Here is a 26,272-nt window from a genome sequence, read left to right on the forward strand (position 1 = left end):
CAATTTGATCGTTCAAAGAGGCGAGGTATATTTCGCTGACTTATCCCCTGTTGTTGGATCGGAGCAAGGTGGGGTAAGGCCTGTCCTAATTCTCCAAAACGACATCGGTAACCGTTTCAGCCCTACTGTTATTGTCGCTGCGATAACAGCACAAATTCAAAAGGCAAAATTACCAACCCATGTGGAGATTGATGCAAAGCGATATGGATTTGATCGGAATTCCGTAATTCTTTTGGAACAAATCAGGACGTTGGATAAACAGCGTTTAACGGATAAAATTACGAAATTAGATAAGGAAATGATGATTAAAATTAATCAGGCATTAGAAATAAGCCTCGGCTTAAAAGATGTATATGGTGGATAAACTCCTACTCTTTTTGAGTAAGGAGTTTTTTTGTCTATTTCTTTTAAGAAGGATGTCGATTATTATACGAAGCTATAAATGTTTTTAGGTACTGTATCTGTGTTATACTTAAAGGACGATAAGTTCAAATACATAATAATTTGTGTATTTTAATTGCACAAAATCACATTAAATGTAACAATATGTCTAAATTTTAATTTAAATTATTTTGGTGGAGGTAGAGAAAGCATGAAACGAGGGTTTAGAGAGCTCCTTATAGAGAACAGTGATTCCATTGTTGAAAATTGGCTAGCAGAAATTAACTCATTAAAGACAGGTAATTATACTGCGACTATATCAGACGAATTGTATGAAAGTACAAATCGAGAGTTTGTCAATGTGATATTTACAAGTATTCGTAATCAAGGTTCGTCTAAGGAAGTAGAAGATTTTTCTGAAAAGATCATAAATCTAGGATGGCCGTTGAGTTATTTAACAGATGGACTACAGGTGTTTCGAAGAGTGTCAACAGAGTATTTACTTAGTCAATCCGAAGTAATTGATTCTAACCAATTCTCAATGATTTTATCTAGTGTTGATGAGTGGGTGGAGCCTCTTATTCGCCAGTTAGTGAATGAATACTCTGGCAGCTGGGAGAATATTCTGTCGTTGCAACGTGTTGCTTTACAAGAATTATCTGCCCCACTGATTCCTGTTATGGAAGGTATTACGGTAATGCCTTTAATTGGAACGATTGATACAGAAAGAGCAAAGTTAATTATGGAGAATCTTCTGGAAGGTACGATAAAACACAATTCAGAGGTTGTATTAATAGATATTACAGGTGTTCCGGTAGTTGATACGATGGTTGCACATCATATTATTCAAGCTGCGGAAGCCGTTCGATTAATTGGTTCTACATGTATTTTAGTTGGAATTCGTCCTGAAATTGCTCAAACAATTGTAAACTTAGGAATTGATTTAAGTAATTTCCCAACACAGAGTTCATTGAAAAAAGGATTTACGAAAGCATTAGAACTTACTGGACGTGAGGTTATAGATTTAAAAAATCGCGAGTCTGATATTGAAGGAATCATAAATTCCTTGAAAGGAGAATAAGTATATGCGCATTCCAATTTTAAAGCTTCATAACTACTTACTTATCTCTATTCAAACAGAAATAGACGACCAAACAGCAATTCAATTTCAAGAGGATTTATTAGATAAAATCCATAAAACAGGAGCATCAGGAGTAGTAATTGATCTTACCTCTGTTGATATAATAGATTCGTTTATAGCGAAGGTGCTTGGAGACGTTGTATCAATGTCGGATTTAATGGGGGCGAAAGTTGTACTTACTGGTATTCAACCTGCTGTTGCAATGACTTTAATTGATTTAGGTATCCATATGCAAAATGTCCCAACAGCATTAGATTTAGAACAAGGATTAGTTAAGCTTCAACAGGAACTGGAGGTATAATGATGGATCCACAATCCTGCGTGAATATAAAAAAAGAGTGGGATATTGTTGGGGCAAGACAACTTGGTCGTGAGATGGCAAAGCAAGTAGGTTTCGGAACGGTTGACCAGGCGAGAGTTGCAACAGCAATATCAGAATTAGCTCGTAACATATACTTATACGCTGAGCACGGTAAGATTTGTTTTGAAGTTATTAAAGGTGAAAAGAAACAAGGTTTATGCATGATTGCTTTAGATAACGGACCTGGAATAAGTGATATTAGTCGTGCTATGCAAGATGGTTATACTACTTCCGGAGGGTTAGGAGCAGGACTCCCAGGTGTGAAAAGGTTAATGGATGACTTTGATATTGAATCCGAAATAGGAAAAGGTACAAGAATAAAAGCTGTGAAGTGGATAAGATAAAGATAGCCTACATCACAGTAAAAACTAGTATAATTTTCCTCTAATTATAAATTACGGGGGATAATCAAATGGAAAAGACGATAAAAAATAATACAAAAAGATATCAAGATTTGCTGGATAAATATATTCACTCTCAAGATGAGGAAGCTTTGTACGGGATTGAGAAGGTAAGTAAGGATTTTATAAAAAAGAATATCTTACCTGAAGAAATCATTAACCTCCATATACAAGCAATGGAGAGCTTAAATAAAGATTTAACGGAGGATTATAAGCACTCCATGAACTTTTTATTAGAAGCGATGATTTTTTATGGTTTAGCGCTACAAGAAGTAACAAATCTCAGACAAGAAAAAGATGTGTTAACTTCTGAAATAGCTATTGCAGCCAATATGCAAAAAACGTTGCTCGGTACAAACAAGCCAGAGATTGATGGTGTGGATTTAGGAATTATAAGTGTACCTGCACATCAGATGAATGGCGACTATTATCATTTTGTTAAAGGGAGCGACGACACTTTTGGAATTGCGATTGCGGATATTATTGGCAAAGGGATTCCAGCGGCACTTTGTATGTCGATGATTAAGTATGCTATTGATAGTTATCCAGAGGAAACAATGCGTCCGAGTACTATTTTAAAAAATCTTAACCGAGTAGTAGAAAGAAATATTGACCCAAGTATGTTTATTACAATGTGTTATGCACATTACCATCCGACAGAAAATATACTTCGTTTTTCTTCAGCAGGCCATGAACCTGGTTATTTTTATCATGCAGAAACGGATACGTTTGAAGAGTTAAAGATGAAAGGGTTAGTGTTAGGTGTTATGCCCGACGCAACATACGAAGAGATTAATTTGACGATGAAAGAAAATGACATGGTCATTTTGCTAACTGATGGTGTCACAGAGTGTCGTGATGGAGACCGTTTCATTGAAACCGAAGAAGTATTACAAGTAATACGTAAATACGCACATTTATCTGCTCAAGAGATGGTTGAGAATGTTTATAAACATTTTGAAAAACTACAAGGATTTCAGCTCCGAGATGATTTTACATTATTTGCCATTAGAAAAGGTGTTTGACTTTTTCTATGGTGGGGTACATAAGTATAAGGTTTAATAATATATTACTAATCATTTTATGAAGATTGAGGAGGTACGCAATGAATTTATCAGTTAGTACGGAAGAAAGTAATGGTCAAGTTGTCTTAAAAGTAGCAGGAGAAATTGACGCTTATACTGCTCCAAAATTAAAAGAAACACTCTTACCATTAGTAAAAGATTCTTCCAATAATATACAAGTTGATTTAGAAGAAGTTAATTATATGGATAGTACAGGTTTAGGAGTATTTGTAAGTGCACTTAAAGCTTCCAAAGAAAGTAAAAGTAATTTTGAATTAATTAATGTTCAAGATAGAGTTTACCGCATCTTTGAAATAACAGGTTTAGATGAAATTATTCAGATTAAAGCGGCGATTAGAGGTGTAAATGAATAATGAGTAATTATGATTATATTGAAATGAAAGTTCCAGCAAAACCTGAATATGTTGGTGTTGCGCGCCTTACATTATCGGGAGTTGCTAACCGTATGGGCTTTTCGTACGAATCGATAGAGGATCTAAAAGTTGCGGTATCTGAAGCAATTACAAATGCGGTAAATCATGCTTACAATGATAATGAATCCGGTGAGATTAACATTGGTTTTGGTATATATGAGGATCATATTGAAATTATGATCGCTGACCGTGGTGAAAGTTTTGATTTAGAAAAAATTAAACAAGAAACAGGGCCATACCACCCAGAAGAACCAGTAGAAAAACTAAGAGAAGGTGGGTTTGGGTTATTTCTTATTGAAGCTCTAATGGACGATGTAAAAATCAATAATCAATATGGCGTAATGATTATGATGTCTAAATATATAGCAGAAGAAGAGGTGGACATGGATGACGACCAAATCTCAACCACACAATAAAGGGGGAGATGAGGTTTACCAATGGATTGAATATCTACAGAAAGATCCAACTAATGAAGAAATACAAGAGAAAATTGTCTTGAAGTATCAAGATTTAGTGGGGTCCATCGCGAGAAAGTATTCCAAAAATAGTGCGATTCATGAAGATTTAGTACAAGTTGGAATGATTGGTTTGCTGGCAGCGGTAAGAAGATATGATCCAACCTATGGTAAGTCATTTGAATCCTTTGCAATACCAACAATTATTGGTGAAATTAAACGCTTTATACGTGATAAAACGTGGAGTGTACACGTGCCACGGCGTATTAAAGAATTAGGACCTAAAATTAGAAAAGGGGTAGATGAATTAACTACCGATAACCAGAAGTCACCTACAGTGGCGGAAATAGCAAAATATATTGGAACTTCAGAAGAAGAAGTTTTAGAAACGATGGAAATGGGGCAGAGCTATAAAGCATTATCCGTTGACCGGAAAATAGAAGCTGATTCTGACGGAAGTACAGTAGCTATTTTAGATCTAGTAGGTAATAGTGAAGACGGTTATGATAATGTAGAACAACGTATGATGCTCGAAAAAATACTTCCGATCTTGTCAGAAAGAGAACAACAAATATTAGAATGTACGTATTTTAAAAATATGAGTCAAAAGGAAACAGGAGAACTTCTTGGTATATCTCAAATGCACGTTTCTAGACTACAACGTCGTTCTTTAAGAAAGCTTAGGGAAGCGATTCAGTCGGAGAGTACGGAGGTTTTAGATTGATTTCTGGAGAACATGTAGATGTCTCTGTATTTCAAGAACCAAAAAAAGGGAATTATGAATGTGGAGATAGCTATTTTTATATAGAGTTGGAAAATGAATTTCTATGTGTAATAGCAGATGGACTTGGGAGCGGAGAGATTGCCAAGGAGTCATCTCAGGTTGTGATTGATATTATTAAAAGCCAAGTTCAAGCACCAGTAGAAGAAATTATTCGTGTATGTAATGGAGAGTTAGCTGGAAAAAGAGGAGTCGTCCTTGGAATATTAAAGATAAATTTCGATAACAATATAGCGGCATTTTCTTCGATTGGTAATATTGGAATCATGGTCTTAGAAGAAGGGAAAAAGAAAAAGCGAAATATCCCTAACGCTGGCTATCTTGGTAGTTTTAATCGAAAATGTAAAGTAATGACATATGAGCTCAGAAAAAACACAAACTTAATCATGTTTTCAGATGGAGTGCATGATAAAGAACTATCTCAGCAGTTTTTTGTTGATTCTAATGTTGATACAATAATTGATACCTACCGGCAGACTACGGATAAAATAAGGCAAGATGATACTACTTTAATTGCAATGCGTTTTAAGAAATAAGCTGATTTCATAACTAACTAATTATGAAATCAGCTTTTTTGTGTTTTAGGTGATTATAAAATGAAGCAGTTGTGGATAAACGTACGAAGTTATTTAGCAACGTCCAGCGCAAGCGCCCATCACCTATTGGGCCGAATGTTCTTTGTGAGGCTAAATCGAACTTATGCCCTTGCGATGCCACTTATCGTGTTTCCTTTATCTCAAAGAAATAAAGAAGTTCGACCAGTCGAACCACCCCTTGAAAAACAGGGGCGCAAAACATACGTAAATGGACGCTTGGGCTTTTGTTTTATTGGAACGGAAGTCATTACCTATCCAAATTAGGATTAAGGTGAAGTTTTTGATAAAATAGATAGTATATTCAAGGAGGAGTAGTAATGTCTGAAATAGATAAAAGTTTGTTAAAAATCGTAACGAATGAAACTGGAGTGGCAACAACTACTGTTGAAAAAGTCATTGCATTACTAGATGAAGGAAATACGGTTCCTTTCATCGCAAGGTATCGTAAAGAAGTAACCGGTGGATTAGATGAAGTAAAAATTAAGTCAATTCAAGACAAATGGAATTATGTAGTTAACCTTTCTGAACGTAAGCAAGAAGTTCTACGAATCATTGAAGAACAAGGAAAACTTACGAAAGAGCTAGAAAATGATATAAAAGCAGCTACGCAATTACAACGAGTAGAAGATTTATATCGCCCGTATAAGCAAAAGCGCAGGACGAGAGCTACTATTGCGAAAGAAAAAGGATTAGAACCTTTGGCGCTTCTCGTTTGGTCACAAGAGAAGGATATTGATTTACAAGAAGAGGCAAAGCAATATTTCTCTGAAGAACATGAATTACATACAACGGAGGATGTATTGCAAGGTATAAATGATATTATCGCAGAATGGATATCTGACGATGCCAAATACCGTGACTACATCCGTGATATTACCTTTAAGCGTGGACTCATTCAATCGGAAGTGAAAAAACAAGAGGACGATGAAAAAGGCATATATGAAATGTACTATTCATATAGCGAAGCAGTGCGCTCATTAGTATCTCATCGTATTTTGGCATTGAACAGAGGGGAAAAAGAAAAAATACTAAAAGTACAAATTGAACCTCCTGTTGAACAAATTACATCCTATTTAGAGAAGCAAACGATTAAAAATAATAGTAATGAACAAATTACCAATTCTTTGAAAGCGGCAGTCGAGGATAGCTATAAACGACTTATCCAGCCATCTATCGAACGAGAGATTCGTAATGAACTCACAGAGAAAGCAGAAGCACAAGCTATTGAAGTGTTCTCTGTTAATCTGAAAAACCTATTATTACAGCCACCGTTAAAAGGGAAAGTTGTCTTAAGCGTTGACCCTGCATTTAGAACGGGTTGTAAACTAGCTGTAGTAGACGAGACTGGAAAAGTTCATCATATTGGGGTGATCTATCCAACAGCTCCGAAAAATGATGTCAAAGGTGCAGAAAAAGTTGTTTTACAACTCATTGAACAGTTTAGTGTAGAATTAATAGCTATTGGAAATGGGACGGCTTCTCGTGAAACAGAGCAATTTATTTCCGATGTTATCCGAAATAAAGAGTTAGATTTACCATATATTATTGTTAACGAAGCTGGTGCAAGTGTTTATTCCGCATCTCCTCTTGCTAGAGAAGAGTTCCCAGATCTCCAAGTTGAAGAAAGAAGTGCGGTGTCTATTGCCAGGCGTGTACAGGATCCTTTAGCAGAACTTGTAAAGATTGATCCGAAATCGATCGGAGTAGGTCAATACCAACATGATGTGAGTCAAAAAGAGTTATCCGGTTCGTTGTCATTCGTAGTAGAAACAGCGGTTAACCAAGTTGGTGTAAATGTAAATACTGCTTCTTCTTCATTATTGCAATATGTATCGGGATTAAGTAAAACAGTAGCGAATAATATGGTAAAGCAGCGTAATGAGGAAGGGAAATTTACGAACCGTAAGCAATTAAAGAAAATACCAAGACTTGGAGCGAAAACCTATGAGCAAGCAATAGGGTTCTTGAGAATTCCTGATGGAGACACTATTCTTGATCGCACTCCAATTCACCCGGAAAGCTATGATCAAACAAAAAATCTACTACAAATGTTAGGCTATACAGAGAATGATATCGGTAGTGAAAAGTTACAACAGGATCTAAATAATATAGATAAAAAAGCTACTGCTGAGAAATTAGAGATAGGGTTACCGACATTAGAAGATATAATGGAAGCTCTAGGGAAACCTGGAAGGGATCCACGTGATGACTTCCCTCAACCATTGTTAAAAAAGAATGTCATGAATATGGAAGATTTAAAATCAGGTATGGAACTACAAGGAACAGTGAGAAATGTAGTTGATTTTGGCGTATTTGTTGATATTGGTGTTAAGCAAGATGGACTTGTGCATATTTCGAAGATGTCAAAGCAATTCGTTAAACATCCAATGGATATTGCTTCAGTTGGAGATGTGGTGACAGTCTGGGTTGATCAAGTCGATGTACAAAAAGGTAGAATTGCCTTAACGATGGTTGGAAATGATGGTAAATAAAAAGCATGGCTCTTAAAACAAGAGCCATGCTTTACTATTAATCAAGAATTATTTTACGCTTTCTGGAACTTGTAACCCAAGACCTTGAGCTACGCGCTCTCCCCATTCAGCGTCTGCTTTATAGATATGCTCGATTTGACGAAGTTTAATTTCATCTTTAGTAACTGGAGTCATATGACCTACAAATGCTTCAACTAGACGATCTTTTTCATCTGCTGACATAAGTCGATAAAGATCTCCTGCTTGAGTATAGTGATCATCACTATCGTAAGTTACACTATCTGCTTGACCATAAATTTCAAATGGATTGATTTTAGCTTCACTATCTTCTGTAGGGCCATTTACGCTATTCGGTTCATAATTTGGCTTGTTACCGCCATTACCATCTACGCTCATAAAGCCATCACGCTGATAATTATTTACTTCGTTTTTAGGACGATTTACTGGAATACTATGATGGTTTGCTCCTAGACGGTAGCGATGTGCATCAGAATAACCGAATAAACGACCTTGAAGCATTTTATCTGGAGATGCTTCAATTCCAGGTACGAATTGACCAGGAGAGAATGCAGCTTGTTCTACTTCTGCAAAGTAGTTCTCCGGATTACGATCTAATACCATGCGTCCAACTTCAATACGAGGGTAGTCTTTTTTAGACCAGATTTTTGTTACATCAAATGGATCCCATTTGTACGTTTTTGCATCTTCGTAAGGCATAATTTGTACATATAGTTTCCAAGCAGGGTGATCGCCTTCTTCGATTGCATTAAATAGATCTTCTGTATGGTAATCTGGGTTTTCACCAGCAATTTTATCTGCTAGAGCAGGGTCTAGGTTTTTAATTCCTTGTTCACTAATAAAGTGATATTTAACCCAGAATGCTTCTCCTTCTGCATTCACCCATTTGAACGTATGACTTCCATATCCGTTCATGTGACGCAATGTAGCTGGAAGACCACGGTCACTATGAAGATACGTAACTTGGTGTAATGATTCTGGAGATAATGACCAGAAATCCCATACCATGTCTTTATCTTTTAAATGAGTTTGTGGATTACGTTTTTGTGTGTGAATAAAATCTGGGAATTTAATCGCATCACGAATGAAGAAGATAGGTGTATTGTTACCAACTAAATCGTAGTTTCCTTCTTCAGTATAAAATTTAACCGCGAAACCACGAGGGTCACGTACAGTATCTGCTGAACCTTGCTCACCAGCAACTGTAGAGAAGCGGATGAACATATCCGTGCGTTTACCTTTTTCACTAAGGAAATCAGCTTTTGTATACTTAGATATTTCGTCATTTGTAACTTCGAAGTATCCATGTGCACCTGCACCTTTTGCGTGTACAACACGCTCAGGGATACGTTCTCTATTAAAATGAGCAAGCTTTTCTAGTAAATGAAAATCTTGTAGTAGTGTAGGTCCGTTATGACCAGCTGTAATTGAGTTTTGGTTATCGCCTACTGGAGCTCCAGAAGCAGTTGTTAATGTGTTTCTTTTATTACTCAATGTAATTCTCCTCTCTATTCATTAAGTATTAAATCTTCTACACTTAATATTATAATATACTCCAGATAAAAATCAATATTTAATTACAATTATTTTAAATAACAAATGAATATAGGAATGATTTGTATAGAGGATAAACAATTAACTATTGATTGTTCGTATTCGTAATCTTTGAATTGAAGCATTTTTATTACATAAAATAGAACTAGATAGGTGTGTTTTTTTGCTTCATATAATAGGAAATGATACTAATATATATTAAACTAGAAATATAGTTATTGGTAAGGTAGGGTGAAATTTTAAATGAAACTTCCTAGTGATATAGAATTGTTCGAATTAGTCGATAAGCTATCCTTAACGTATTTTAATAAACATTTTATAGACAAGGTGTATTTCAATACTCGTTTAAGAACTACTGGTGGAAGATACCTGCCGAGTAAAAGGGTAATTGAACTAAATCCGAAATATGTATTAGAGAGTAATAAAGAAGAGTTTTATGGAATAATAAAACATGAGTTATGTCATTATCACCTTCATATAGAAGGGAAAGGATATAAACATGGAGATCGTGATTTTAAAGAGCTCTTAAAAGCTACAGGATCTCCAAGGCATTGTTCGCCACTACCTTCACAACAGAGAGAATATCGTTATAAATATCAATGTATTCAATGTGGTTTTGTGTATAAAAGAGTAAGAAAGGTTAATATGAGAAAGTATAGGTGTGGCAAATGCAGAGGCAGTTTAAAGGAAATTTAATTTTTTTCAACAGAAGTATTGACTATAAATATCTATCCGTGTTAAATTAATAAAGCTGACAGTTAGTGAGACAAGCAACACAACAGATGATTTAAAAAAATATGTATTAACTTGTTGACAATCAATGAAATATGTAGTATGATATTTTTCGTTGCCGTAATTATTCAATGAAGCAATACATAGTTATTATTCCACAGTAGCTCAGTGGTAGAGCAATCGGCTGTTAACCGATCGGTCGTAGGTTCGAATCCTACCTGTGGAGCCATTAAAGGAGAAGTACTCAAGTGGCTGAAGAGGCGCCCCTGCTAAGGGTGTAGGCCGTTTACGCGGCGCGAGGGTTCAAATCCCTCCTTCTCCGCCATTACTTTTACTTAAATAATGGCCCGTTGGTCAAGCGGTTAAGACACCGCCCTTTCACGGCGGTAACACGGGTTCGAATCCCGTACGGGTCATCCTTCTAAATAAAATAAACATTGGTCCGGTAGTTCAGTTGGTTAGAATGCCTGCCTGTCACGCAGGAGGTCGCGGGTTCGAGTCCCGTCCGGACCGCCATAAGTTGGGCCATAGCCAAGCGGTAAGGCATCGGGTTTTGATCCCGTGTACCCTAGGTTCGAATCCTAGTGGCCCAGCCATTTTTTATTTTGAAGGTACAATACTATTAGCAGTAATAGTATTTTTTTATTGTTTTTTATCTAAGAGCCATTAGCTCAGTCGGTAGAGCAAGCCGCTAACATCGTTGAATAACTACTATGTGCAGGCTTGTGAGGAATGCAGCCTCATTGAAATGTCATGCAACATGACGAACATTTTTTTGAGCGAAACTTCTGCCGAGTTAGCATCGAGTAACCCCGAAGCATATACTTCTTGAATAAACTTGAAGATACAGGGGTCATTACTTAGGTCGAATATGTGCAGGCTTGTGAGGAATGCAGCCTCATTGAAATATCATGCAACATGACGAATCACCACATGTATATTAAATAATTTCTGTTTTACATGTATTTTTAATCGGAGCCATTAGCTCAGTCGGTAGAGCATCTGACTTTTAATCAGAGGGTCGAAGGTTCGAATCCTTCATGGCTCACCATTTTGCGGTCGTGGCGGAATGGCAGACGCGCTAGGTTGAGGGCCTAGTGGGCGTATAGCCCGTGTGGGTTCAAATCCCACTGACCGCATCTTCATATGAAACCAGTAATACCAATGGGCGAGAGCCTGTTGGTATTTTTGTGTTGAAAACTAATAAGGAGTATCTGATACTCTCTAAATATCCAGTTTATTAACTTCAGCATACCAGTCTAGATTGGTCAGTGAAAGTTAAATTAAAAGATAGTGTTCATTCAATGATTAAACGTTAGATTCTACTCCATTAAAGAGCAGGTTAGTTGTACAATATATCATTTAAATAAAAAATGATGGATTTGAACCAGAAAACCTGTTCAAATCCATCAAACTAAATTTATATCTTATTATTTTTAAAACGAACCATTTCTTCTGGTGCGAAAGGGTAAGGAGAATTCATATCTTCTAGTGATTTATTTATAATTATGCGAATGCCTACAACATACCAAACAACCATAATAACAATTCCTATAATATAATCCCAAATGGAAGCCATATTATGAGTCTGAATGTAAATTATATATACAATTGCTATTGGTAAATGTCCTAAAAGAACTGATAACAATCCAGCGTTATAGTAACTTTTTAGCATTTTATTATTTACGATGCCATGGACAATGAGTTGGGCAAATCCACCAAATAGTATAGGAGCTAAACCAAACCAAATTGTATCTGGAAAGAAAATTGGTGGCACATATAAAACTACAGCTGTTCCCCAATTAGTCAGGAATGCTGACATTTGATTAAGAGGGAATCTTTCAGGTCTAGGGCTATCTTTGTAAGCAAACATAGTATTAGCGAACATAGGAAACCCACCAGGAAAACCAAACTCCTCATAAAAATGAAAATTTAAAACGGCTAAGTTTAATAAAGCGAGCCTTTGTAGCACGCTTAAATCCGACCAAAAAATAATTGTACCTATGATAATAGCGATCCCTATAAATGCGCTGATATTATAAAAGTGCCTTAGCAAAAACTTCATAATCTACCTCCTATTTAACGCCTCTTTTATTTAATTTCTCAACAATATTAAAACGATTCATTTCTTCATTAGTTAAAGGATATGGTGATTTTCTGTCTTGCAATAATTTCACGGGTCCGATGCTTACTAAGACTGAAATTACAAAAGCTATAATACCGTACAAGTAGTCCATTCCGGTTACTAATCCTTGTGAATGTACATAGATCATATAATATATACCAATTGGTACATGGAGTAAAACAACAGCTAAAAGTCCAGGATTGTAAAAACTTTTTGTTTTTAAATTCATTTGTATACCATGACCTAAAAATTGAAAGAAACCAAAAAACATGGAACCTAGACCTAACCATATGAATTGTGGAAAGAATATAGGGATGATATACACTAACCAGCCCAACATATTAACCACTAGACTACTTTGTTTGTTTCCTGGGAATCGGTCATAATCTTTAGTTTCACCGTACAATGCACGGTTTATTATAACGGGAGCACCTCCAGGGAGTGCGTATTCTTCATACTGATGAATGAGCAATGCCATAAAAGATGCTACAAGTATAATCTCTATATGGGATAGCGTGTGAACACCGAAGAAAATCATGTAAAAAGCAATTAGAATAAAAAATACTAGCCCGATATTATATCAATGATTTCTTAAAAAATTCATCAATACTCACCTTCTTTTATGAGTTGGAAATTACTATATTAAACAACATGTTGTTTAATTATATTGTCTTCTGCTAATGACTTTTATACAATAGACAGAAATAGATATATGTTGGTTAACAGACATATTTAGGATTATGTTCATTAATTTTTTCGGGAGGGTATCATGAAAGAAAACTATACAGATTTAAGGATTATAAGGACTCAGAAAGCAATTCGAACTGCTTTTGTTGAATTGATTCGTGATAAAGGATTTGATGCTGTTACTGTGAAAGAAATTACAAACAAAGCAGAGATAAATCGAGGAACTTTTTACGTTCATTATGAAGATAAGCATGACTTAATGATCAAAAGCCAAGAAGAAGTAATAGAGGAAATGGCTAGCCTTATTAAAAAAAACCTCCCTAAAATTATAGACGATTTTAGTCATTCAGGAACAACTAAAATACCTTTTCAACTAGCAGTTATTATTTTTCAATACATAAATGATAACAGTAACTTCATACAAGCAGTTCTAAGTCCAAAAGGTGATCTGTCTTTTCATTCAAGATTAAAAGAATTTATTTGGGGTTCTATATTTAATAATAATTACAACAATATTATTGATGAAGATAAGACAATAGTTCCTGGGAAATATATTGTCTCATATATTGCTTCAGCTCATTTGGGTGTTATTCAAGAATGGATTGAAAGTGGAAGAAAAGAATCCCCAGAACATATGGCGCAAGTTCTATCCACAATTACAATTAATGGGGCTTATTATGCGGCTGGCATTAAAAAATAATGAACTACATGCTATTGTTAGAAATGTAGTTCTAAAAAAATAGTTATACTAACGAGGGTTTATTTAAGTAAGGTTATACAATTTATATTTTTGTACTTCCACAACTACTTCCTCAAAGATAGTATTAATGAATACTGTGTATCAGAAAATGTAGTAAAGTCAAGCCTTGAAAAGGAACGTGCTTTTCCTTATATTTATATCCAGAAAGTTTATAAATGAAATAAATTCGTGTGAAAGTAGGTTGGTATACAGTGAAAATTGATGCACCCAAAATCCCTGAAGATCTAAAAGCGAGAAGATTTACAGATATTTTTTTTTTAGAAGATCCGGAATTTGAAATGTGTATGGTTACCGATTCTGAATTTGTCGATGAAGTACTTGATCGAATGCGATTATATAAAACAGTAATTAGGAACTGTAATTTTACAAATACGGATTTTAGCCGAATAGATCTTACCGATGTGTGCTTTGAGAATTGTGATTTATCCAACGCTAATTTGAGCAATGCCTCCATGAATCGAGTTGAGTTTCTTAATTGTAAGTTACTTGGTAGTAACTTAACAGATTCTTATATCGGTAATGCGATATTTCGGGAATCGATTCTAAATATGGGGCTGTTCGGTAACTCAAAACTTGAAAAGGTGATTTTTGATAATACGGAGTTAGAAAGTGCTGACCTTTTTGATTGTAAGCTTAAAAAAGTAGAATTTCTTTCATGCAATCTTAATGGGGTAAACTTTGATGAGACATCGTTAAAAGGAATTGACATAAGCACATCTTATTTTGATTTTTTGACAGTTTCAATGAAAAATCTAAAAGGATGTATAGTATCATCGTCTCAAGCGATACAATTTGCTTCGCTATTAGGTTTAAAAATTAAATAGAATTGAGACTGATAAGGTCAGAGAGAGTGGCGGGATGCGAAATTTCGTGAATTTGAAGGTGTTGGACACGAATTAAATAAGGATACTTAAGAAAAATTAGCAGCTGCTTTTGCTTATTAAAATATGTAAAAATACTCTTTCGTTAATAGTAGAAAATAGATTCTTTATAGTAATTGAATTTTATCATCATAATGAAACAGAACGACATATGGATCGGATTAAAACAAGCGAACTTAAATTATTATAAAATCCTAAAAACCACCAAGTGAACGTATGAAGAGCACTAATTAAATAATATAAAGAAAAAAAGCACCTCCTATAATACTAACGACTTATAGGAGGTGCTTTTCCCATGGGATCATGTGGAAAAGAAAATTGTTTACTCAGAAAAATTCGTACATGTATTATTACAACTATATATGACCGTTTTCAAAAATAAGCTGCCTTCCCAGTTCAATTCTGGAAAAAGGCAGCATTGGTATTTTTTAATAGCTCTAGAATATTTGTTGTAAAAGAAAAAATAAAATCGCTTAATTTTATTATCACTATTTAAACAACAAACCAAATAAAAAGGGAGGTACATGCAATTGAATTCTAACAGATTAGAAAATTAATTTGCACTTAAACTAATAATGGGTGTTAGTTTATACTATATTAAAGTAGAAATTTAAACATACGTTGAATATAATGCCTGAAGATTAGCTGCATAGAATTACTTCAACAGTTTGGAGGGAGACGTTTATGAAAGAGGAAGTATTAATTATTGGAGCGGGTCCTACAGGTTTAGCTATGGCAATTGGATTAGAAAAACAAGGTGTTTCATTTCGAATTGTAGATAAAAAATCAGCACCAGGTACTGCCTCAAGAGCAATGGCGGTTCAAGCTAGGGTGTTAGAATCCTATTATCAATTTGGGATTGATCAAGAAATCATTCAAAACGGTATTATTATTGACCAAACTAATATTATCAAAGATAGAGAAAAAATAGTAAGTATACCATTTGGAAGTATAGGTGGTGAAATTAGTCCCTATCCTTATGTATTAAGTATTCCTCAAGATGTACATGAAAGAATACTTGTTAAGTATTTAGAGTCCAAAAATATATCAATTGAATGGGATACCGAAGTTACGAATTTAATAGAAGAAGAGGATTATGTTGATGTTATATTAAATGAAGGCGATGCCGAAGAAAACCAACACTTTAAATATATATGTGGGTGTGATGGTGCTCATAGTATTGTTAGAAAACAGGCAAAGATAGATTTCCCAGGAGATACTTATAATGAGAGATTTTTTGTTGCTGATGTAGAAATTGAAGAAGATCAAAATGGTATGAGTGTTGGTTTTAGAAAAGAAGCGTTTTGTTTAGCTATGAACATTTGTCATTCTAGCAGTGTGCGTTTAATAGGGATTATTCCTAAAGATTTTAAAGGAGAAGAACCTGAGACATTTCATCCGATTATCCCTTATGCAGAAAAGATCTTGCCACTAAAAATAAGGAGTGTGAACTGGTATTCGCCTTATAAAATTCATTGCCGGGTTGCAGAGAAATTTAAAAGTGGAAGATTGTTCTTGTTAGGTGATGCAGGACATATTCATAGTCCGGCAGGTGGTCAAGGTATGAATACAGGTATAATGGATGCTTTTAATCTTTCTTGGAAGTTAGCATTTGTATTGAAAGGGAAATTAAATGAAGATGTTTTAAGAACCTATGAAGAAGAGCGTATAGCATTTGCAAAATCATTAGTATCAACAACAGATAAAGTATTCCAAAGCGTTGTGAAGAGTAAAATTCTTAAAAACTTTATCATACCTTATATAGTACCGAAATTAAGTAAAAGTAAGAAGTTAAAGACAAAGCTCTTCAAGGTCATTTCACAAGTGAAAATTAATTATCGTGATAGTATTCTTAGTAAAGGACGAGTGGGGAAGATTAAAGCTGGAGATCGTTTGCCATGGATACAAAAAAACAATATCAACAATTATGATGCATTAAAGAGTGTTGATTGGCAAATTCATGTTTATGGTAAAAATAGTAAGAAACTGAACAGGTTGTCTCAATCTTTTAGTATACCAGTACACTATTATAAATGGTCGAAAGTCGCTAAGCGAAAGAAAGTTGAAAAGAATTCTATATTTTTAGTTCGACCGGACGGGTATATTGCTGTAGTAATAACGAAAAAAGAAATAGATGTGCTTAAAAATTACTTGAATAAATTGGGGCTGAAATAATGATGCCCTTTTCAATTGAAATAATGATACCGATTTATAGCCTTTCTTGAAACAAGGTTTTGTGTATAAATAATGGAGGTGGGTCCATGCGGTATATCTTTGTTCATGGATTAGGTCAAGACTCTTCAAGTTGGCAGGAAACTATCTCTTACATGGGTGAAACTGCTGAAATTCTATGTCCTGATTTATTTGAGCTACTTGAAGGTAAGGAATTAACGTATAAAAATTTATACGTGGCTTTTTCTGAATATGTAGCCGCTATATCTGGAACAGTAGTTATTATTGGTCTGTCATTAGGAGCAGTTCTTGCGTTAAATTTTGCTATTGACCATTCAGAAAAGGTTCAGTCTTTAGTGTTGATATCCCCACAATATAGGATGCCGAAATTCTTATTAACAGTTCAATATAATATTTTTAGGTTTATGCCGGAATCGTCGTTTCGAAAACTTGGTTCTAGTAAAGATGCTTTTATACTATTAACTAAGTCAATGGTAGATTTAGATTTTAGTAAAGATGTGAAAAGGGTCTCGTGCAATACTTTGATTCTATGCGGGAACAGGGACAAAGTGAATAAAAGAGCATCGAAGAGGTTGGCGAAGTATATACGCAAAGCAGAATTTCATGAAATTGAAGATGCGGGACATGAGATGAATGAAGATAATCCAGAAAAATTAGCAACTGCTGTTGTTGGTTTTTTGTGGGGATAATGAACGTGCAAGTTAATAGAGTGTCTGTGTGTTAATTGTCTATTTGATAGTACCACCTTTTGCTTCTACTTGAATGCTCTTAAGTATTTGTGATGTTCAATATCTTCATTAGTGGAAAATCTTCCACCTTGCAAATATATTAATCTATTATATGTATACTGTTCTTATTGAATTGAAAGCTGATACTATTGTGATTGGACTAGACAGTTGATAGAACTCCACCCACTAAGTACTGGTTTTCGTTTGTGTAGTAGTGGGTATATATATAGAAGGTAAAGTAATAATAGAAGTGAATGAATTCCAAATATTTTTTTATTAAAAACCCCCTTGCATAGAATTTATAGACATGCTATATTATTAAACGTTGATTCATTAATTAACAACAAATAACAACAAAAAGTATTATCATATTTTGATATTTTGTGTTGCATACCAACTGAAAAGATGGTACAATATAAAAGTTCGCTTTTAAGCGCCTGTAGCTCAATTGGATAGAGCGTTTGACTACGGATCAAGAGGTTAGGGGTTCGACTCCTCTCAGGCGCGCCATCGGGAAGTAGCTCAGCTTGGTAGAGCACTTGGTTTGGGACCAAGGGGTCGCAGGTTCGAATCCTGTCTTCCCGACCAGGAGTTACATAATTATTAATTGAATAATTGCGGGTGTAGTTTAATGGTAAAACCTCAGCCTTCCAAGCTGATGACGAGGGTTCGATTCCCTTCACCCGCTCCAGAAATGGGCCTGTAGCTCAGCTGGTTAGAGCGCACGCCTGATAAGCGTGAGGTCGGTGGTTCGAGTCCACTCAGGCCCACCATTTCTGAAGCACTTAAAAAACTTTTAAAAAAAGTATTGACAGTGAAAAACAGAAATGATATATTGATAAAGTCGCTGTTTTGAGAGCGGCAACGAAATTGCTCTTTGAAAACTGAACAAAACAACCAGTACGAAAGAAGAAAAACACCTCGTTTTTCTTAAAAAGAAATGAAGTCAGAAGTTGACTTCTGAAGCACAAGAAACACAACTTTTATGGAGAGTTTGATCTTGGCTCAGGACGAACGCTGGCGGCGTGCCTAATACATGCAAGTCGAGCGCATGAAATTATTTGATTCTCTTCGGAGTTGACGATAATGGAATGAGCGGCGGACGGGTGAGTAACACGTAGGCAACCTGCCTGTAAGACTGGGATAACTCGTGGAAACGCGAGCTAATACCGGATAACACTTTTTATCTCCTGATGAGAAGTTGAAAGGCGGCTTTTGCTGTCACTTACAGATGGGCCTGCGGCGCATTAGCTAGTTGGTAAGGTAACGGCTTACCAAGGCGACGATGCGTAGCCGACCTGAGAGGGTGATCGGCCACACTGGGACTGAGACACGGCCCAGACTCCTACGGGAGGCAGCAGTAGGGAATCTTCCGCAATGGACGAAAGTCTGACGGAGCAACGCCGCGTGAGTGATGAAGGTTTTCGGATCGTAAAACTCTGTTGTTAGGGAAGAACAAGTGCCATAGTAACTGATGGCACCTTGACGGTACCTAACCAGAAAGCCACGGCTAACTACGTGCCAGCAGCCGCGGTAATACGTAGGTGGCAAGCGTTGTCCGGAATTATTGGGCGTAAAGCGCTCGCAGGCGGTTCTTTAAGTCTGATGTGAAATCTTACGGCTCAACCGTAAACGTGCATTGGAAACTGGGGAACTTGAGTGCAGAAGAGGAGAGTGGAATTCCACGTGTAGCGGTGAAATGCGTAGAGATGTGGAGGAACACCAGTGGCGAAGGCGACTCTCTGGTCTGTAACTGACGCTGAGGAGCGAAAGCGTGGGGAGCGAACAGGATTAGATACCCTGGTAGTCCACGCCGTAAACGATGAGTGCTAGGTGTTAGGGGGTTTCCGCCCCTTAGTGCTGAAGTTAACGCATTAAGCACTCCGCCTGGGGAGTACGGCCGCAAGGCTGAAACTCAAAAGAATTGACGGGGGCCCGCACAAGCGGTGGAGCATGTGGTTTAATTCGAAGCAACGCGAAGAACCTTACCAGGTCTTGACATCCTCTGAACACTCTAGAGATAGAGTTTTCCCTTCGGGGACAGAGTGACAGGTGGTGCATGGTTGTCGTCAGCTCGTGTCGTGAGATGTTGGGTTAAGTCCCGCAACGAGCGCAACCCTTGATCTTAGTTGCCAGCATTAAGTTGGGCACTCTAAGGTGACTGCCGGTGACAAACCGGAGGAAGGTGGGGATGACGTCAAATCATCATGCCCCTTATGACCTGGGCTACACACGTGCTACAATGGATGGAACAAAGGGAAGCGAACCCGCGAGGTCAAGCAAATCCCACAAAACCATTCTCAGTTCGGATTGTAGGCTGCAACTCGCCTACATGAAGCCGGAATCGCTAGTAATCGCGGATCAGCATGCCGCGGTGAATACGTTCCCGGGCCTTGTACACACCGCCCGTCACACCACGAGAGTTGGTAACACCCGAAGTCGGTGAGGTAACCGTAAGGAGCCAGCCGCCGAAGGTGGGACTAATGATTGGGGTGAAGTCGTAACAAGGTAGCCGTATCGGAAGGTGCGGCTGGATCACCTCCTTTCTAAGGATATATATAGGAAGTGCAGGCGCCTTACAGGCGTCGGGACTAGACTATTAACGGAATCGTACTTGGTTGTTTGGTTCAGTTTTGAGAGAGCAATCTCTCGATTGAATAAACTTCTTTCACAGAAGTTACTACATTGTACCTTGAAAACTAAATAAGAGTAACAACGACATCAAAAAACAGAAAGCTGAAGCAACTATTTTTAATAGGAGCTGAAGCTGGATTGAAACAAGGCTATTAAATTAGCACGCTTATTTACTGAAATAACTTAGTTAAGTGAATAAGGGCGCACGGTGGATGCCTTGGCACTAGGAGCTGACGAAGGACGGGACTAACACCGATATGCCTCGGGGAGTTGTAAGTAAACTTTGATCCGGGGATTTCCGAATGGGGAAACCCACTGTTCGTAATGGAGCAGTACCTATACCTCAATACATAGGGTATAGGGAGCAGACCCGGGGAACTGAAACATCTCAGTACCTGGAGGAAGAGAAAGAAACCTCGATTTCCTGAGTAGCGGCGAGCGAAACGGAAAGAGCCCAAACCAGAAAGCTTGCTTTCTGGGGTTGTAGGACACTCCTTTGGAGTTACAAAGAAATTCTTTAAATGAATCGATCTGGAAAGGTCAGCCGAAGAAGGTAACAGCCCTGTAATTGAAAAGGAATTTCCTCCGGAGTGTATCCTGAGTACGGCGGAACACGTGGAATTCCGTCGGAATCCGGGAGGACCATCTCCCAAGGCTAAATACTCCCTAGTGACCGATAGTGAACCAGTACCGTGAGGGAAAGGTGAAAAGCACCCCGGAAGGGGAGTGAAATAGAACCTGAAACCGTGTGCCTACAAGTAGTCGAAGCCCGTTAATGGGTGACGGCGTACCTTTTGTAGAATGGACCGGCGAGTTACGATCCCATGCAAGGTTAAGTGGAAGACACGGAGCCGCAGCGAAAGCGAGTCTGAATAGGGCGAATATAGTATGTGGTCGTAGACCCGAAACCGTGTGATCTACCCATGTCCAGGGTGAAGGTCAGGTAACACTGACTGGAGGCCCGAACCCACGTATGTTGAAAAATGCGGGGATGAGGTGTGGGTAGGGGTGAAATGCCAATCGAACACGGAGATAGCTGGTTCTCTCCGAAATAGCTTTAGGGCTAGCCTCAAGATGATGAGTACTGGAGGTAGAGCACTGATTGGACTAGGGGCCCCTACCGGGTTACCGAATTCAGTCAAACTCCGAATGCCAGTTACTTAAACTTGGGAGTCAGACTATGGGTGATAAGGTTCATAGTCGAAAGGGAAACAGCCCAGACCGCCAGCTAAGGTCCCAAAGTATACGTTAAGTGGAAAAGGATGTGGAGTTGCCCAGACAACCAGGATGTTGGCTTAGAAGCAGCCACCATTTAAAGAGTGCGTAATAGCTCACTGGTCGAGTGACTCTGCGCCGAAAATGTACCGGGGCTAAACGTATCACCGAAGCTGCGGATTGTTCTTACGAACAATGGTAGGAGAGCGTTCTAAGTGCTGCGAAGTCAGACCGTGAGGACTGGTGGAGCGCTTAGAAGTGAGAATGCCGGTATGAGTAGCGAAAAAAGAGTGAGAATCTCTTTCACCGAATGCCTAAGGTTTCCTGAGGAAGGCTCGTCCTCTCAGGGTTAGTCGGGACCTAAGCCGAGGCCGATAGGCGTAGGCGATGGACAACAGGTAGATATTCCTGTACCACCTCATGATTGTTTGAGCGATGGGGGGACGCAGTAGGATAAGGAATGCGCACCGATGGACGTGTGCGCCCAAGCAGTGAGAAAGTCAGATAGGCAAATCCGTCTGGCAATTTCAAGCTGTGATGGGGAGGGAAATTGAGTACCGAAGTTCCGGATTTCACACTGCCAAGAAAAGCCTCTAGTTAGATCATAGGTGCCCGTACCGCAAACCGACACAGGTAGGCGAGGAGAGAATCCTAAGGTGAGCGGGAGAACTCTCGTTAAGGAACTCGGCAAAATGACCCCGTAACTTCGGGAGAAGGGGTGCTCCTTCATAGGAGGAGCCGCAGTGAATAGGCCCAAGCGACTGTTTAGCAAAAACACAGGTCTCTGCGAAGCCGAAAGGCGAAGTATAGGGGCTGACACCTGCCCGGTGCTGGAAGGTTAAGGGGACGAGTTAGCTCTTCGGAGCGAAGCTTTGAACCGAAGCCCCAGTAAACGGCGGCCGTAACTATAACGGTCCTAAGGTAGCGAAATTCCTTGTCGGGTAAGTTCCGACCCGCACGAAAGGTGCAACGACTTGGGCACTGTCTCAACGAGAGACCCGGTGAAATTATACTATGCGTGAAGATGCGCATTACCCGCGACAGGACGGAAAGACCCCGTGGAGCTTTACTGTAGCCTGATATTGAATGTTTGTGCAGCTTGTACAGGATAGGTGGGAGCCTTTGAAGCGTGAGCGCTAGCTTACGTGGAGGCACCCGTGGGATACCACCCTCGCTGTATGAACATTCTAACCCAGGACCGTGATCCGGTTCGGAGACAGTGTCAGGCGGGCAGTTTGACTGGGGCGGTCGCCTCCCAAAGAGTAACGGAGGCGCCCAAAGGTTCCCTCAGAATGGTTGGAAATCATTCGTAGAGTGTAAAGGCAGAAGGGAGCTTGACTGCGAGACCTACAAGTCGAGCAGGGACGAAAGTCGGGCTTAGTGATCCGGTGGTTCCGCATGGAAGGGCCATCGCTCAACGGATAAAAGCTACCCCGGGGATAACAGGCTTATCTCCCCCAAGAGTTCACATCGACGGGGAGGTTTGGCACCTCGATGTCGGCTCATCGCATCCTGGGGCTGTAGTCGGTCCCAAGGGTTGGGCTGTTCGCCCATTAAAGCGGTACGCGAGCTGGGTTCAGAACGTCGTGAGACAGTTCGGTCCCTATCCGTCGTGGGCGTTGGAAGTTTGAGAGGAGCTGTCCTTAGTACGAGAGGACCGGGATGGACACACCGCTGGTGTACCAGTTGTTCCGCCAGGAGCATGGCTGGGTAGCTACGTGTGGTAAGGATAAGTGCTGAAAGCATCTAAGCATGAAGCCCCCCTCAAGATGAAACTTCCCATCACTTCGAGTGAGTAAGATCCCTCAGAGACGATGAGGTTGATAGGTCCGAGGTGGAAGCGTGGCGACACGTGCAGCTGACGGATACTAATTGATCGAGGACTTATCTAAGTTCTTAATATTGATGTCACGTTACTCTTATTTAGTTTTTAGGGTACAATCCTAAATAAATAAGGAAGTTCGTTTAAAACCGTTCACGTCCTGTGAACAACACCGAACGACCTACATCCTGTAGGTCTGGTAGCGATAGCGAAGAGGCCACACCTGTTCCCATGCCGAACACAGAAGTTAAGCTCTTCAGCGCCGATGGTAGTTGGGGCTTTGCCCCTGCAAGAGTAGGACGCCGCCAGGCAACGAAAGAAAAGACGGATTAGATTTAAATATCTAATCCGTCTTTTTTCTTTTTTTGTTAGGGTTGAAAAAAAGGGCTCTACAATAGTGGCTCTATAATATTTGTTTGAGTAAAAGAAAACTAAAAAACACACAATCTCCTATTTTTATTATCATTGTTTAAGCTACTAAACAAACCAAAAAGGAAATGTACGATCAATAACTGGGTTAGCTTTTTCTTTGAAATTTCTTCTAGCATTCGTTTAAATTCTGCTCTTGTACCTAAAACAGAGCCATACAGGATAATATGTTTTATGTACATGGTTCTAAATTCGAGTTCTGTCTTTTGACCACCTTCAAAGTCAGATGTACAAAACTTCTCGTCTTTCTTCAATACTTAAAGGGAAGTGAAGAACAATGCATCGCCCACTACATCTAAAATAGAATCAATAGAACCAACACGCTCTTCCATTATTTACTCAGTAAGATGATCTGATTTATAAAGCAGCACAAGGTTTACTCAGAAGAAGTAAAAGGAAATGTATTTATATTGAAGTTATTAAGGGAATATATACAAATCAACAAATGATGGAAAACAATTTAAACTAGAAAAGACATCTGAAACAGAAGGGAGAAAAATCGTTTGAATAAACATATTGTATTTTTCGATGCTGAATGCCCTTTATGTAGGACAGTGAAGGCAGTACTGAAAAGTCTGGACTGGAATAACACCATTTTCTGGTACCCTGTTCAGGAATTAAGTGATTCAATCAAAGAGAGAGCCAATAACTATAAAAATATGTATGACGAAATCTATATGTATACAAAAGATAATCGTATACTGACAGGGTTTAATACCGTCCGCAAGATTCTTTCTTTACTACCAGCCACTATCCCTTTAGCTTTATTGCTTTATTTACCGTTCGCACAAAAAATTGGTGATCCTGCATACCGCTTTATTTCAACTCGCCGTTATAAATGGTTTGGAAGGGTGCCTTATAATAAGCTGTAACTGGCAAAAAAGAGAGGCAGTGACAGAACGTGTAAAAAAAGATCCTGGTTATTTTATATATCTTTCTCGCTTCCACAGCCTTGTCTTTATCCTCCGTTCTATCAAGTGTCTTCACCTATTTTTCCGGTCTGAAAAACGTGCTTTATGAAGCGAATTATGATAGGCATGGACTTTTTATTAGTCAACTAAACGGGCTCTAAAATAATTGTTGGGGGAAAAGGAAAATGTAATCAATAATAAATAAGCAACCTCCTTATTGCTTTATTTACATCACTTAAATAAAGCAATAAGAGGATACACTTCGATCATAAACGTAAGACACCAGCTTTCCAATGAATTGATTGTCTGGTGACGTACATTTTACACGAAGCTGTTATGGGTTGATTATATTAACCACAATCTATAAGTAGTTCACTTATTATTACAATTCCGTATATTTAAAAGTCTGCTAGATTTGTTGTTTTTCCGAAAGCCATGTTTCAAATGTATAGGACATTTCCCAAAATGCAAGTTCGTATTCTTTCGCAATAATAAATTGTGTTTTGATTTTTTCCTTCTCTGCTTCTCCTGCTTGTTCAGCTAAAGTATTGAGCAGATCAATCATTTCTTGTGTGGATTCTTGGAACCAATCACTGCCATAGGTGTTCAACCAGTTCTGGTAAATTTTTTCCTTTGGCTTCGCATCCTTGTAGGTCAAACCAATATCTGCATACAACCAATAACATGGTAGCATTGCAGCTACAATTTGAGCTAAACTTCCGGACAGCGACGCGCGGTATAAATGTGATGTATACGCGTATGCAGTCGGTGCTGGTTTGAAATTCTCGATTTCAGCTTCTGTAATCTGTAAAATTTCTGCGTGCTCCTTATGCACCGTAAGTTCTGCTTCAGCGGTCTTCTTTGCTTTTTCTGCCAGTTTAGCGGCAATATGAAAGTCATCTGAATGAGCAGCCGCAAAAGCATGCACCTTCCCGTAATGTTTCAAATAATAGATATCTTGTAGAATATAATTTTTGAATGTTTCTAGTGGCAAATCACCACTTACGACCTTTTGTACAAATGGATGATTTAAACTTAACTGCCAGCTTTCTTTTGTTGCCTCACGCAATGAATCTGAAAAAAGCATAGAAAATCCCCCTTAATTTTGTTTAATAGCCTACTTCTACAACTGCGTTAACAATATACATTAAATCGTTTTTATCCTGCTGATCTTCCAAGAAAATCCCACTAGTTGTTGCCAAGCCTCCAGGTAAGACCTCAACAGTGACTGTACCATAAGGAATTAATTGTTTTATTTTGTCGTGATCCAATTTTTCCGTATCTAATGGAATACCCAGTTTTACATTTACTTTCATCTTATTTAAGTCAGCATCTGGTAAGATCTTCTTCATTCCTGGCATAGAATTGCTATGGATTGCATTCATTACAGCTCTTTCTGATGCAATATTCACGTTCTGTCCATGAACATCTACTCCTGTTCCTGTCTCGACAAATAGAAGATTTTCCAATTACTTTT

21 protein-coding genes, 11 tRNA genes, 3 rRNA genes and 1 pseudogene are annotated in these 26,272 nt (G+C 38.2%); 30 read left to right on the plus strand and 6 right to left on the minus strand.

Annotated elements, in window-relative coordinates; translation table 11 throughout:
* Positions 1 to 4: 4 nt before the first annotated feature.
* The 10 genes from OB_RS03340 to OB_RS03390 all read left to right on the plus strand — a co-directional run bounded on the left by OB_RS03340 (position 5) and on the right by OB_RS03390 (position 8,106).
* Positions 5 to 364 carry a type II toxin-antitoxin system PemK/MazF family toxin gene (locus tag OB_RS03340; RefSeq protein ID WP_011065028.1) on the plus strand — a complete coding sequence of 120 codons (360 nt, stop codon included), beginning with the start codon at positions 5 to 7 and terminating at the stop codon, positions 362 to 364.
* A gap of 228 nt (positions 365 to 592) precedes the next feature.
* Positions 593 to 1,462, plus strand: coding sequence for an RsbT co-antagonist protein RsbRA (locus OB_RS03345; RefSeq protein WP_011065029.1), 870 nt, complete (start codon positions 593 to 595; stop codon positions 1,460 to 1,462).
* A gap of 4 nt (positions 1,463 to 1,466) precedes the next feature.
* Positions 1,467 to 1,823: an STAS domain-containing protein gene (locus OB_RS03350; protein ID WP_011065030.1), complete on the plus strand. Its 357-nt coding sequence runs from the start codon at positions 1,467 to 1,469 to the stop codon at positions 1,821 to 1,823.
* A gap of 2 nt (positions 1,824 to 1,825) precedes the next feature.
* Positions 1,826 to 2,227 carry an anti-sigma regulatory factor gene (locus OB_RS03355; protein WP_011065031.1) on the plus strand — a complete coding sequence of 134 codons (402 nt, stop codon included), beginning with the start codon at positions 1,826 to 1,828 and terminating at the stop codon, positions 2,225 to 2,227.
* A 68-nt stretch (positions 2,228 to 2,295) separates the two neighbouring features.
* Positions 2,296 to 3,309 (plus strand): PP2C family protein-serine/threonine phosphatase, encoded by a 1,014-nt coding sequence (locus tag OB_RS03360; protein WP_011065032.1) that lies wholly within the window; start codon positions 2,296 to 2,298, stop codon positions 3,307 to 3,309.
* Between the two features lie 80 nt (positions 3,310 to 3,389).
* Positions 3,390 to 3,722 carry an STAS domain-containing protein gene (locus OB_RS03365; protein ID WP_011065033.1) on the plus strand — a complete coding sequence of 111 codons (333 nt, stop codon included), beginning with the start codon at positions 3,390 to 3,392 and terminating at the stop codon, positions 3,720 to 3,722.
* Complete coding sequence (gene rsbW, locus OB_RS03370) at positions 3,722 to 4,198, plus strand: anti-sigma B factor RsbW (RefSeq protein ID WP_011065034.1); 477 nt, start codon at positions 3,722 to 3,724, stop codon at positions 4,196 to 4,198. The genes OB_RS03365 and rsbW overlap by 1 nt, the downstream gene beginning before the upstream one ends.
* Entirely contained in the window at positions 4,170 to 4,961 is a 792-nt protein-coding gene (gene sigB, locus OB_RS03375) for an RNA polymerase sigma factor SigB (RefSeq protein ID WP_011065035.1), read from the plus strand. The genes rsbW and sigB overlap by 29 nt, the downstream gene beginning before the upstream one ends.
* Entirely contained in the window at positions 4,958 to 5,554 is a 597-nt protein-coding gene (locus OB_RS03380) for a SpoIIE family protein phosphatase (protein WP_011065036.1), read from the plus strand. Before sigB ends, OB_RS03380 begins: the two co-directional genes overlap by 4 nt.
* 377 nt (positions 5,555 to 5,931) lie before the next feature.
* Positions 5,932 to 8,106 carry a Tex family protein gene (locus tag OB_RS03390; protein WP_011065037.1) on the plus strand — a complete coding sequence of 725 codons (2,175 nt, stop codon included), beginning with the start codon at positions 5,932 to 5,934 and terminating at the stop codon, positions 8,104 to 8,106.
* Positions 8,107 to 8,154: 48 nt separating this feature from the next.
* Here OB_RS03390 and OB_RS03395 read toward each other — a convergent pair whose 3' ends face one another.
* On the minus strand, positions 8,155 to 9,618 hold the full coding sequence (locus OB_RS03395; protein ID WP_011065038.1) for a catalase: 1,464 nt from the start codon (positions 9,616 to 9,618) through the stop codon (positions 8,155 to 8,157).
* 303 nt (positions 9,619 to 9,921) lie between these two features.
* Here OB_RS03395 and OB_RS03400 point away from each other — a divergent pair, with 303 nt between their 5' ends.
* From OB_RS03400 to OB_RS03435, 8 genes are all read left to right on the plus strand, one after another.
* Positions 9,922 to 10,374, plus strand: a complete 453-nt coding sequence (locus tag OB_RS03400; protein WP_011065039.1) for a SprT family protein — start codon at positions 9,922 to 9,924, stop codon at positions 10,372 to 10,374.
* 190 nt (positions 10,375 to 10,564) lie between these two features.
* Positions 10,565 to 10,639, plus strand: a tRNA-Asn gene (locus tag OB_RS03405).
* A gap of 5 nt (positions 10,640 to 10,644) precedes the next feature.
* Positions 10,645 to 10,735, plus strand: a tRNA-Ser gene (locus OB_RS03410).
* 19 nt (positions 10,736 to 10,754) lie between these two features.
* Positions 10,755 to 10,826, plus strand: a tRNA-Glu gene (locus OB_RS03415).
* A 23-nt stretch (positions 10,827 to 10,849) separates the two neighbouring features.
* A tRNA-Asp gene (locus OB_RS03420) sits at positions 10,850 to 10,926 on the plus strand.
* 5 nt (positions 10,927 to 10,931) lie between these two features.
* Positions 10,932 to 11,006 (plus strand) — tRNA-Gln (locus OB_RS03425).
* A gap of 379 nt (positions 11,007 to 11,385) precedes the next feature.
* Positions 11,386 to 11,461 (plus strand) — tRNA-Lys (locus tag OB_RS03430).
* A gap of 4 nt (positions 11,462 to 11,465) precedes the next feature.
* Positions 11,466 to 11,549: transfer RNA gene (locus tag OB_RS03435), tRNA-Leu, on the plus strand.
* Positions 11,550 to 11,830: 281 nt separating this feature from the next.
* On the opposite strand, the gene OB_RS03440 is transcribed toward OB_RS03435, so the two are convergent.
* Both OB_RS03440 and OB_RS03445 read right to left on the minus strand, forming a co-directional pair.
* Positions 11,831 to 12,475: an HXXEE domain-containing protein gene (locus OB_RS03440; protein WP_011065040.1), complete on the minus strand. Its 645-nt coding sequence runs from the start codon at positions 12,473 to 12,475 to the stop codon at positions 11,831 to 11,833.
* A gap of 10 nt (positions 12,476 to 12,485) precedes the next feature.
* A complete protein-coding gene (locus OB_RS03445) occupies positions 12,486 to 13,073 on the minus strand; it encodes an HXXEE domain-containing protein (RefSeq protein WP_011065041.1) in 588 nt (195 codons plus the stop codon).
* 231 nt (positions 13,074 to 13,304) lie between these two features.
* Between OB_RS03445 and OB_RS03450 the strand changes: the two genes are divergently transcribed.
* From OB_RS03450 to rrf, 11 genes are all read left to right on the plus strand, one after another.
* Positions 13,305 to 13,922 (plus strand): TetR/AcrR family transcriptional regulator, encoded by a 618-nt coding sequence (locus OB_RS03450; RefSeq protein ID WP_011065042.1) that lies wholly within the window; start codon positions 13,305 to 13,307, stop codon positions 13,920 to 13,922.
* Between the two features lie 251 nt (positions 13,923 to 14,173).
* A complete protein-coding gene (locus tag OB_RS03455) occupies positions 14,174 to 14,806 on the plus strand; it encodes a pentapeptide repeat-containing protein (RefSeq protein WP_011065043.1) in 633 nt (210 codons plus the stop codon).
* A gap of 741 nt (positions 14,807 to 15,547) precedes the next feature.
* The gene (locus tag OB_RS03460) at positions 15,548 to 17,038 is read left to right on the plus strand and encodes an FAD-dependent monooxygenase (RefSeq protein ID WP_011065044.1); all 1,491 of its coding nucleotides are present in this window, start codon (positions 15,548 to 15,550) and stop codon (positions 17,036 to 17,038) included.
* Between the two features lie 86 nt (positions 17,039 to 17,124).
* A complete protein-coding gene (locus OB_RS03465; RefSeq protein WP_011065045.1) occupies positions 17,125 to 17,745 on the plus strand; it encodes an alpha/beta fold hydrolase in 621 nt (206 codons plus the stop codon).
* A 472-nt stretch (positions 17,746 to 18,217) separates the two neighbouring features.
* Positions 18,218 to 18,294: transfer RNA gene (locus OB_RS03470), tRNA-Arg, on the plus strand.
* A gap of 1 nt (position 18,295) precedes the next feature.
* Positions 18,296 to 18,372: transfer RNA gene (locus OB_RS03475), tRNA-Pro, on the plus strand.
* Positions 18,373 to 18,401: 29 nt separating this feature from the next.
* Positions 18,402 to 18,475: transfer RNA gene (locus tag OB_RS03480), tRNA-Gly, on the plus strand.
* Between the two features lie 5 nt (positions 18,476 to 18,480).
* Positions 18,481 to 18,557, plus strand: a tRNA-Ile gene (locus tag OB_RS03485).
* Positions 18,558 to 18,766: 209 nt separating this feature from the next.
* A 16S ribosomal RNA gene (locus tag OB_RS03490) occupies positions 18,767 to 20,330 on the plus strand.
* Positions 20,331 to 20,603: 273 nt separating this feature from the next.
* Positions 20,604 to 23,525: ribosomal RNA gene (locus OB_RS03495) — 23S ribosomal RNA — on the plus strand.
* A gap of 125 nt (positions 23,526 to 23,650) precedes the next feature.
* A 5S ribosomal RNA gene (gene rrf / locus OB_RS03500) occupies positions 23,651 to 23,766 on the plus strand.
* The 16S, 23S and 5S rRNA genes sit together here with 4 tRNA genes alongside, the layout of an rRNA operon.
* A 181-nt stretch (positions 23,767 to 23,947) precedes the next feature.
* Here rrf and OB_RS18850 read toward each other — a convergent pair.
* Positions 23,948 to 24,255: pseudogene (locus OB_RS18850) on the minus strand (zinc-binding dehydrogenase); the annotation flags it as partial.
* 132 nt (positions 24,256 to 24,387) lie between these two features.
* Here OB_RS18850 and OB_RS03505 point away from each other — a divergent pair.
* On the plus strand, positions 24,388 to 24,756 hold the full coding sequence (locus OB_RS03505) for a thiol-disulfide oxidoreductase DCC family protein (protein ID WP_011065046.1): 369 nt from the start codon (positions 24,388 to 24,390) through the stop codon (positions 24,754 to 24,756).
* 448 nt (positions 24,757 to 25,204) lie between these two features.
* Here OB_RS03505 and tenA read toward each other — a convergent pair whose 3' ends face one another.
* Both tenA and OB_RS03515 read right to left on the minus strand, forming a co-directional pair.
* Positions 25,205 to 25,882: a thiaminase II gene (gene tenA / locus OB_RS03510; RefSeq protein WP_011065047.1), complete on the minus strand. Its 678-nt coding sequence runs from the start codon at positions 25,880 to 25,882 to the stop codon at positions 25,205 to 25,207.
* Positions 25,883 to 25,904: 22 nt separating this feature from the next.
* Positions 25,905 to 26,264, minus strand: coding sequence for a Lin0512 family protein (locus OB_RS03515; protein ID WP_011065048.1), 360 nt, complete (start codon positions 26,262 to 26,264; stop codon positions 25,905 to 25,907).
* Between the last annotated feature and the right edge of the window lie 8 nt (positions 26,265 to 26,272).

The organism is Oceanobacillus iheyensis HTE831 (assembly GCF_000011245.1).
Taxonomy (GTDB): domain Bacteria; phylum Bacillota; class Bacilli; order Bacillales; family Amphibacillaceae; genus Oceanobacillus; species Oceanobacillus iheyensis.

Coding starts and splice junctions, on each gene's coding strand:
- OB_RS03345 (WP_011065029.1), top strand. CDS start 593: ATGAAACGAGGGTTTAGAGAGCTCCTTATAGAGAACAGTGATTCCATT.
- OB_RS03350 (WP_011065030.1), top strand. CDS start 1,467: ATGCGCATTCCAATTTTAAAGCTTCATAACTACTTACTTATCTCTATT.
- OB_RS03355 (WP_011065031.1), top strand. CDS start 1,826: ATGGATCCACAATCCTGCGTGAATATAAAAAAAGAGTGGGATATTGTT.
- OB_RS03360 (WP_011065032.1), top strand. CDS start 2,296: ATGGAAAAGACGATAAAAAATAATACAAAAAGATATCAAGATTTGCTG.
- OB_RS03365 (WP_011065033.1), top strand. CDS start 3,390: ATGAATTTATCAGTTAGTACGGAAGAAAGTAATGGTCAAGTTGTCTTA.
- rsbW (WP_011065034.1), top strand. CDS start 3,722: ATGAGTAATTATGATTATATTGAAATGAAAGTTCCAGCAAAACCTGAA.
- sigB (WP_011065035.1), top strand. CDS start 4,170: ATGACGACCAAATCTCAACCACACAATAAAGGGGGAGATGAGGTTTAC.
- OB_RS03390 (WP_011065037.1), top strand. CDS start 5,932: ATGTCTGAAATAGATAAAAGTTTGTTAAAAATCGTAACGAATGAAACT.
- OB_RS03400 (WP_011065039.1), top strand. CDS start 9,922: ATGAAACTTCCTAGTGATATAGAATTGTTCGAATTAGTCGATAAGCTA.
- OB_RS03440 (WP_011065040.1), bottom strand. CDS start 12,475: ATGAAGTTTTTGCTAAGGCACTTTTATAATATCAGCGCATTTATAGGG.
- OB_RS03445 (WP_011065041.1), bottom strand. CDS start 13,073: ATGATTTTCTTCGGTGTTCACACGCTATCCCATATAGAGATTATACTT.
- OB_RS03450 (WP_011065042.1), top strand. CDS start 13,305: ATGAAAGAAAACTATACAGATTTAAGGATTATAAGGACTCAGAAAGCA.
- OB_RS03460 (WP_011065044.1), top strand. CDS start 15,548: ATGAAAGAGGAAGTATTAATTATTGGAGCGGGTCCTACAGGTTTAGCT.
- OB_RS03465 (WP_011065045.1), top strand. CDS start 17,125: ATGCGGTATATCTTTGTTCATGGATTAGGTCAAGACTCTTCAAGTTGG.
- tenA (WP_011065047.1), bottom strand. CDS start 25,882: ATGCTTTTTTCAGATTCATTGCGTGAGGCAACAAAAGAAAGCTGGCAG.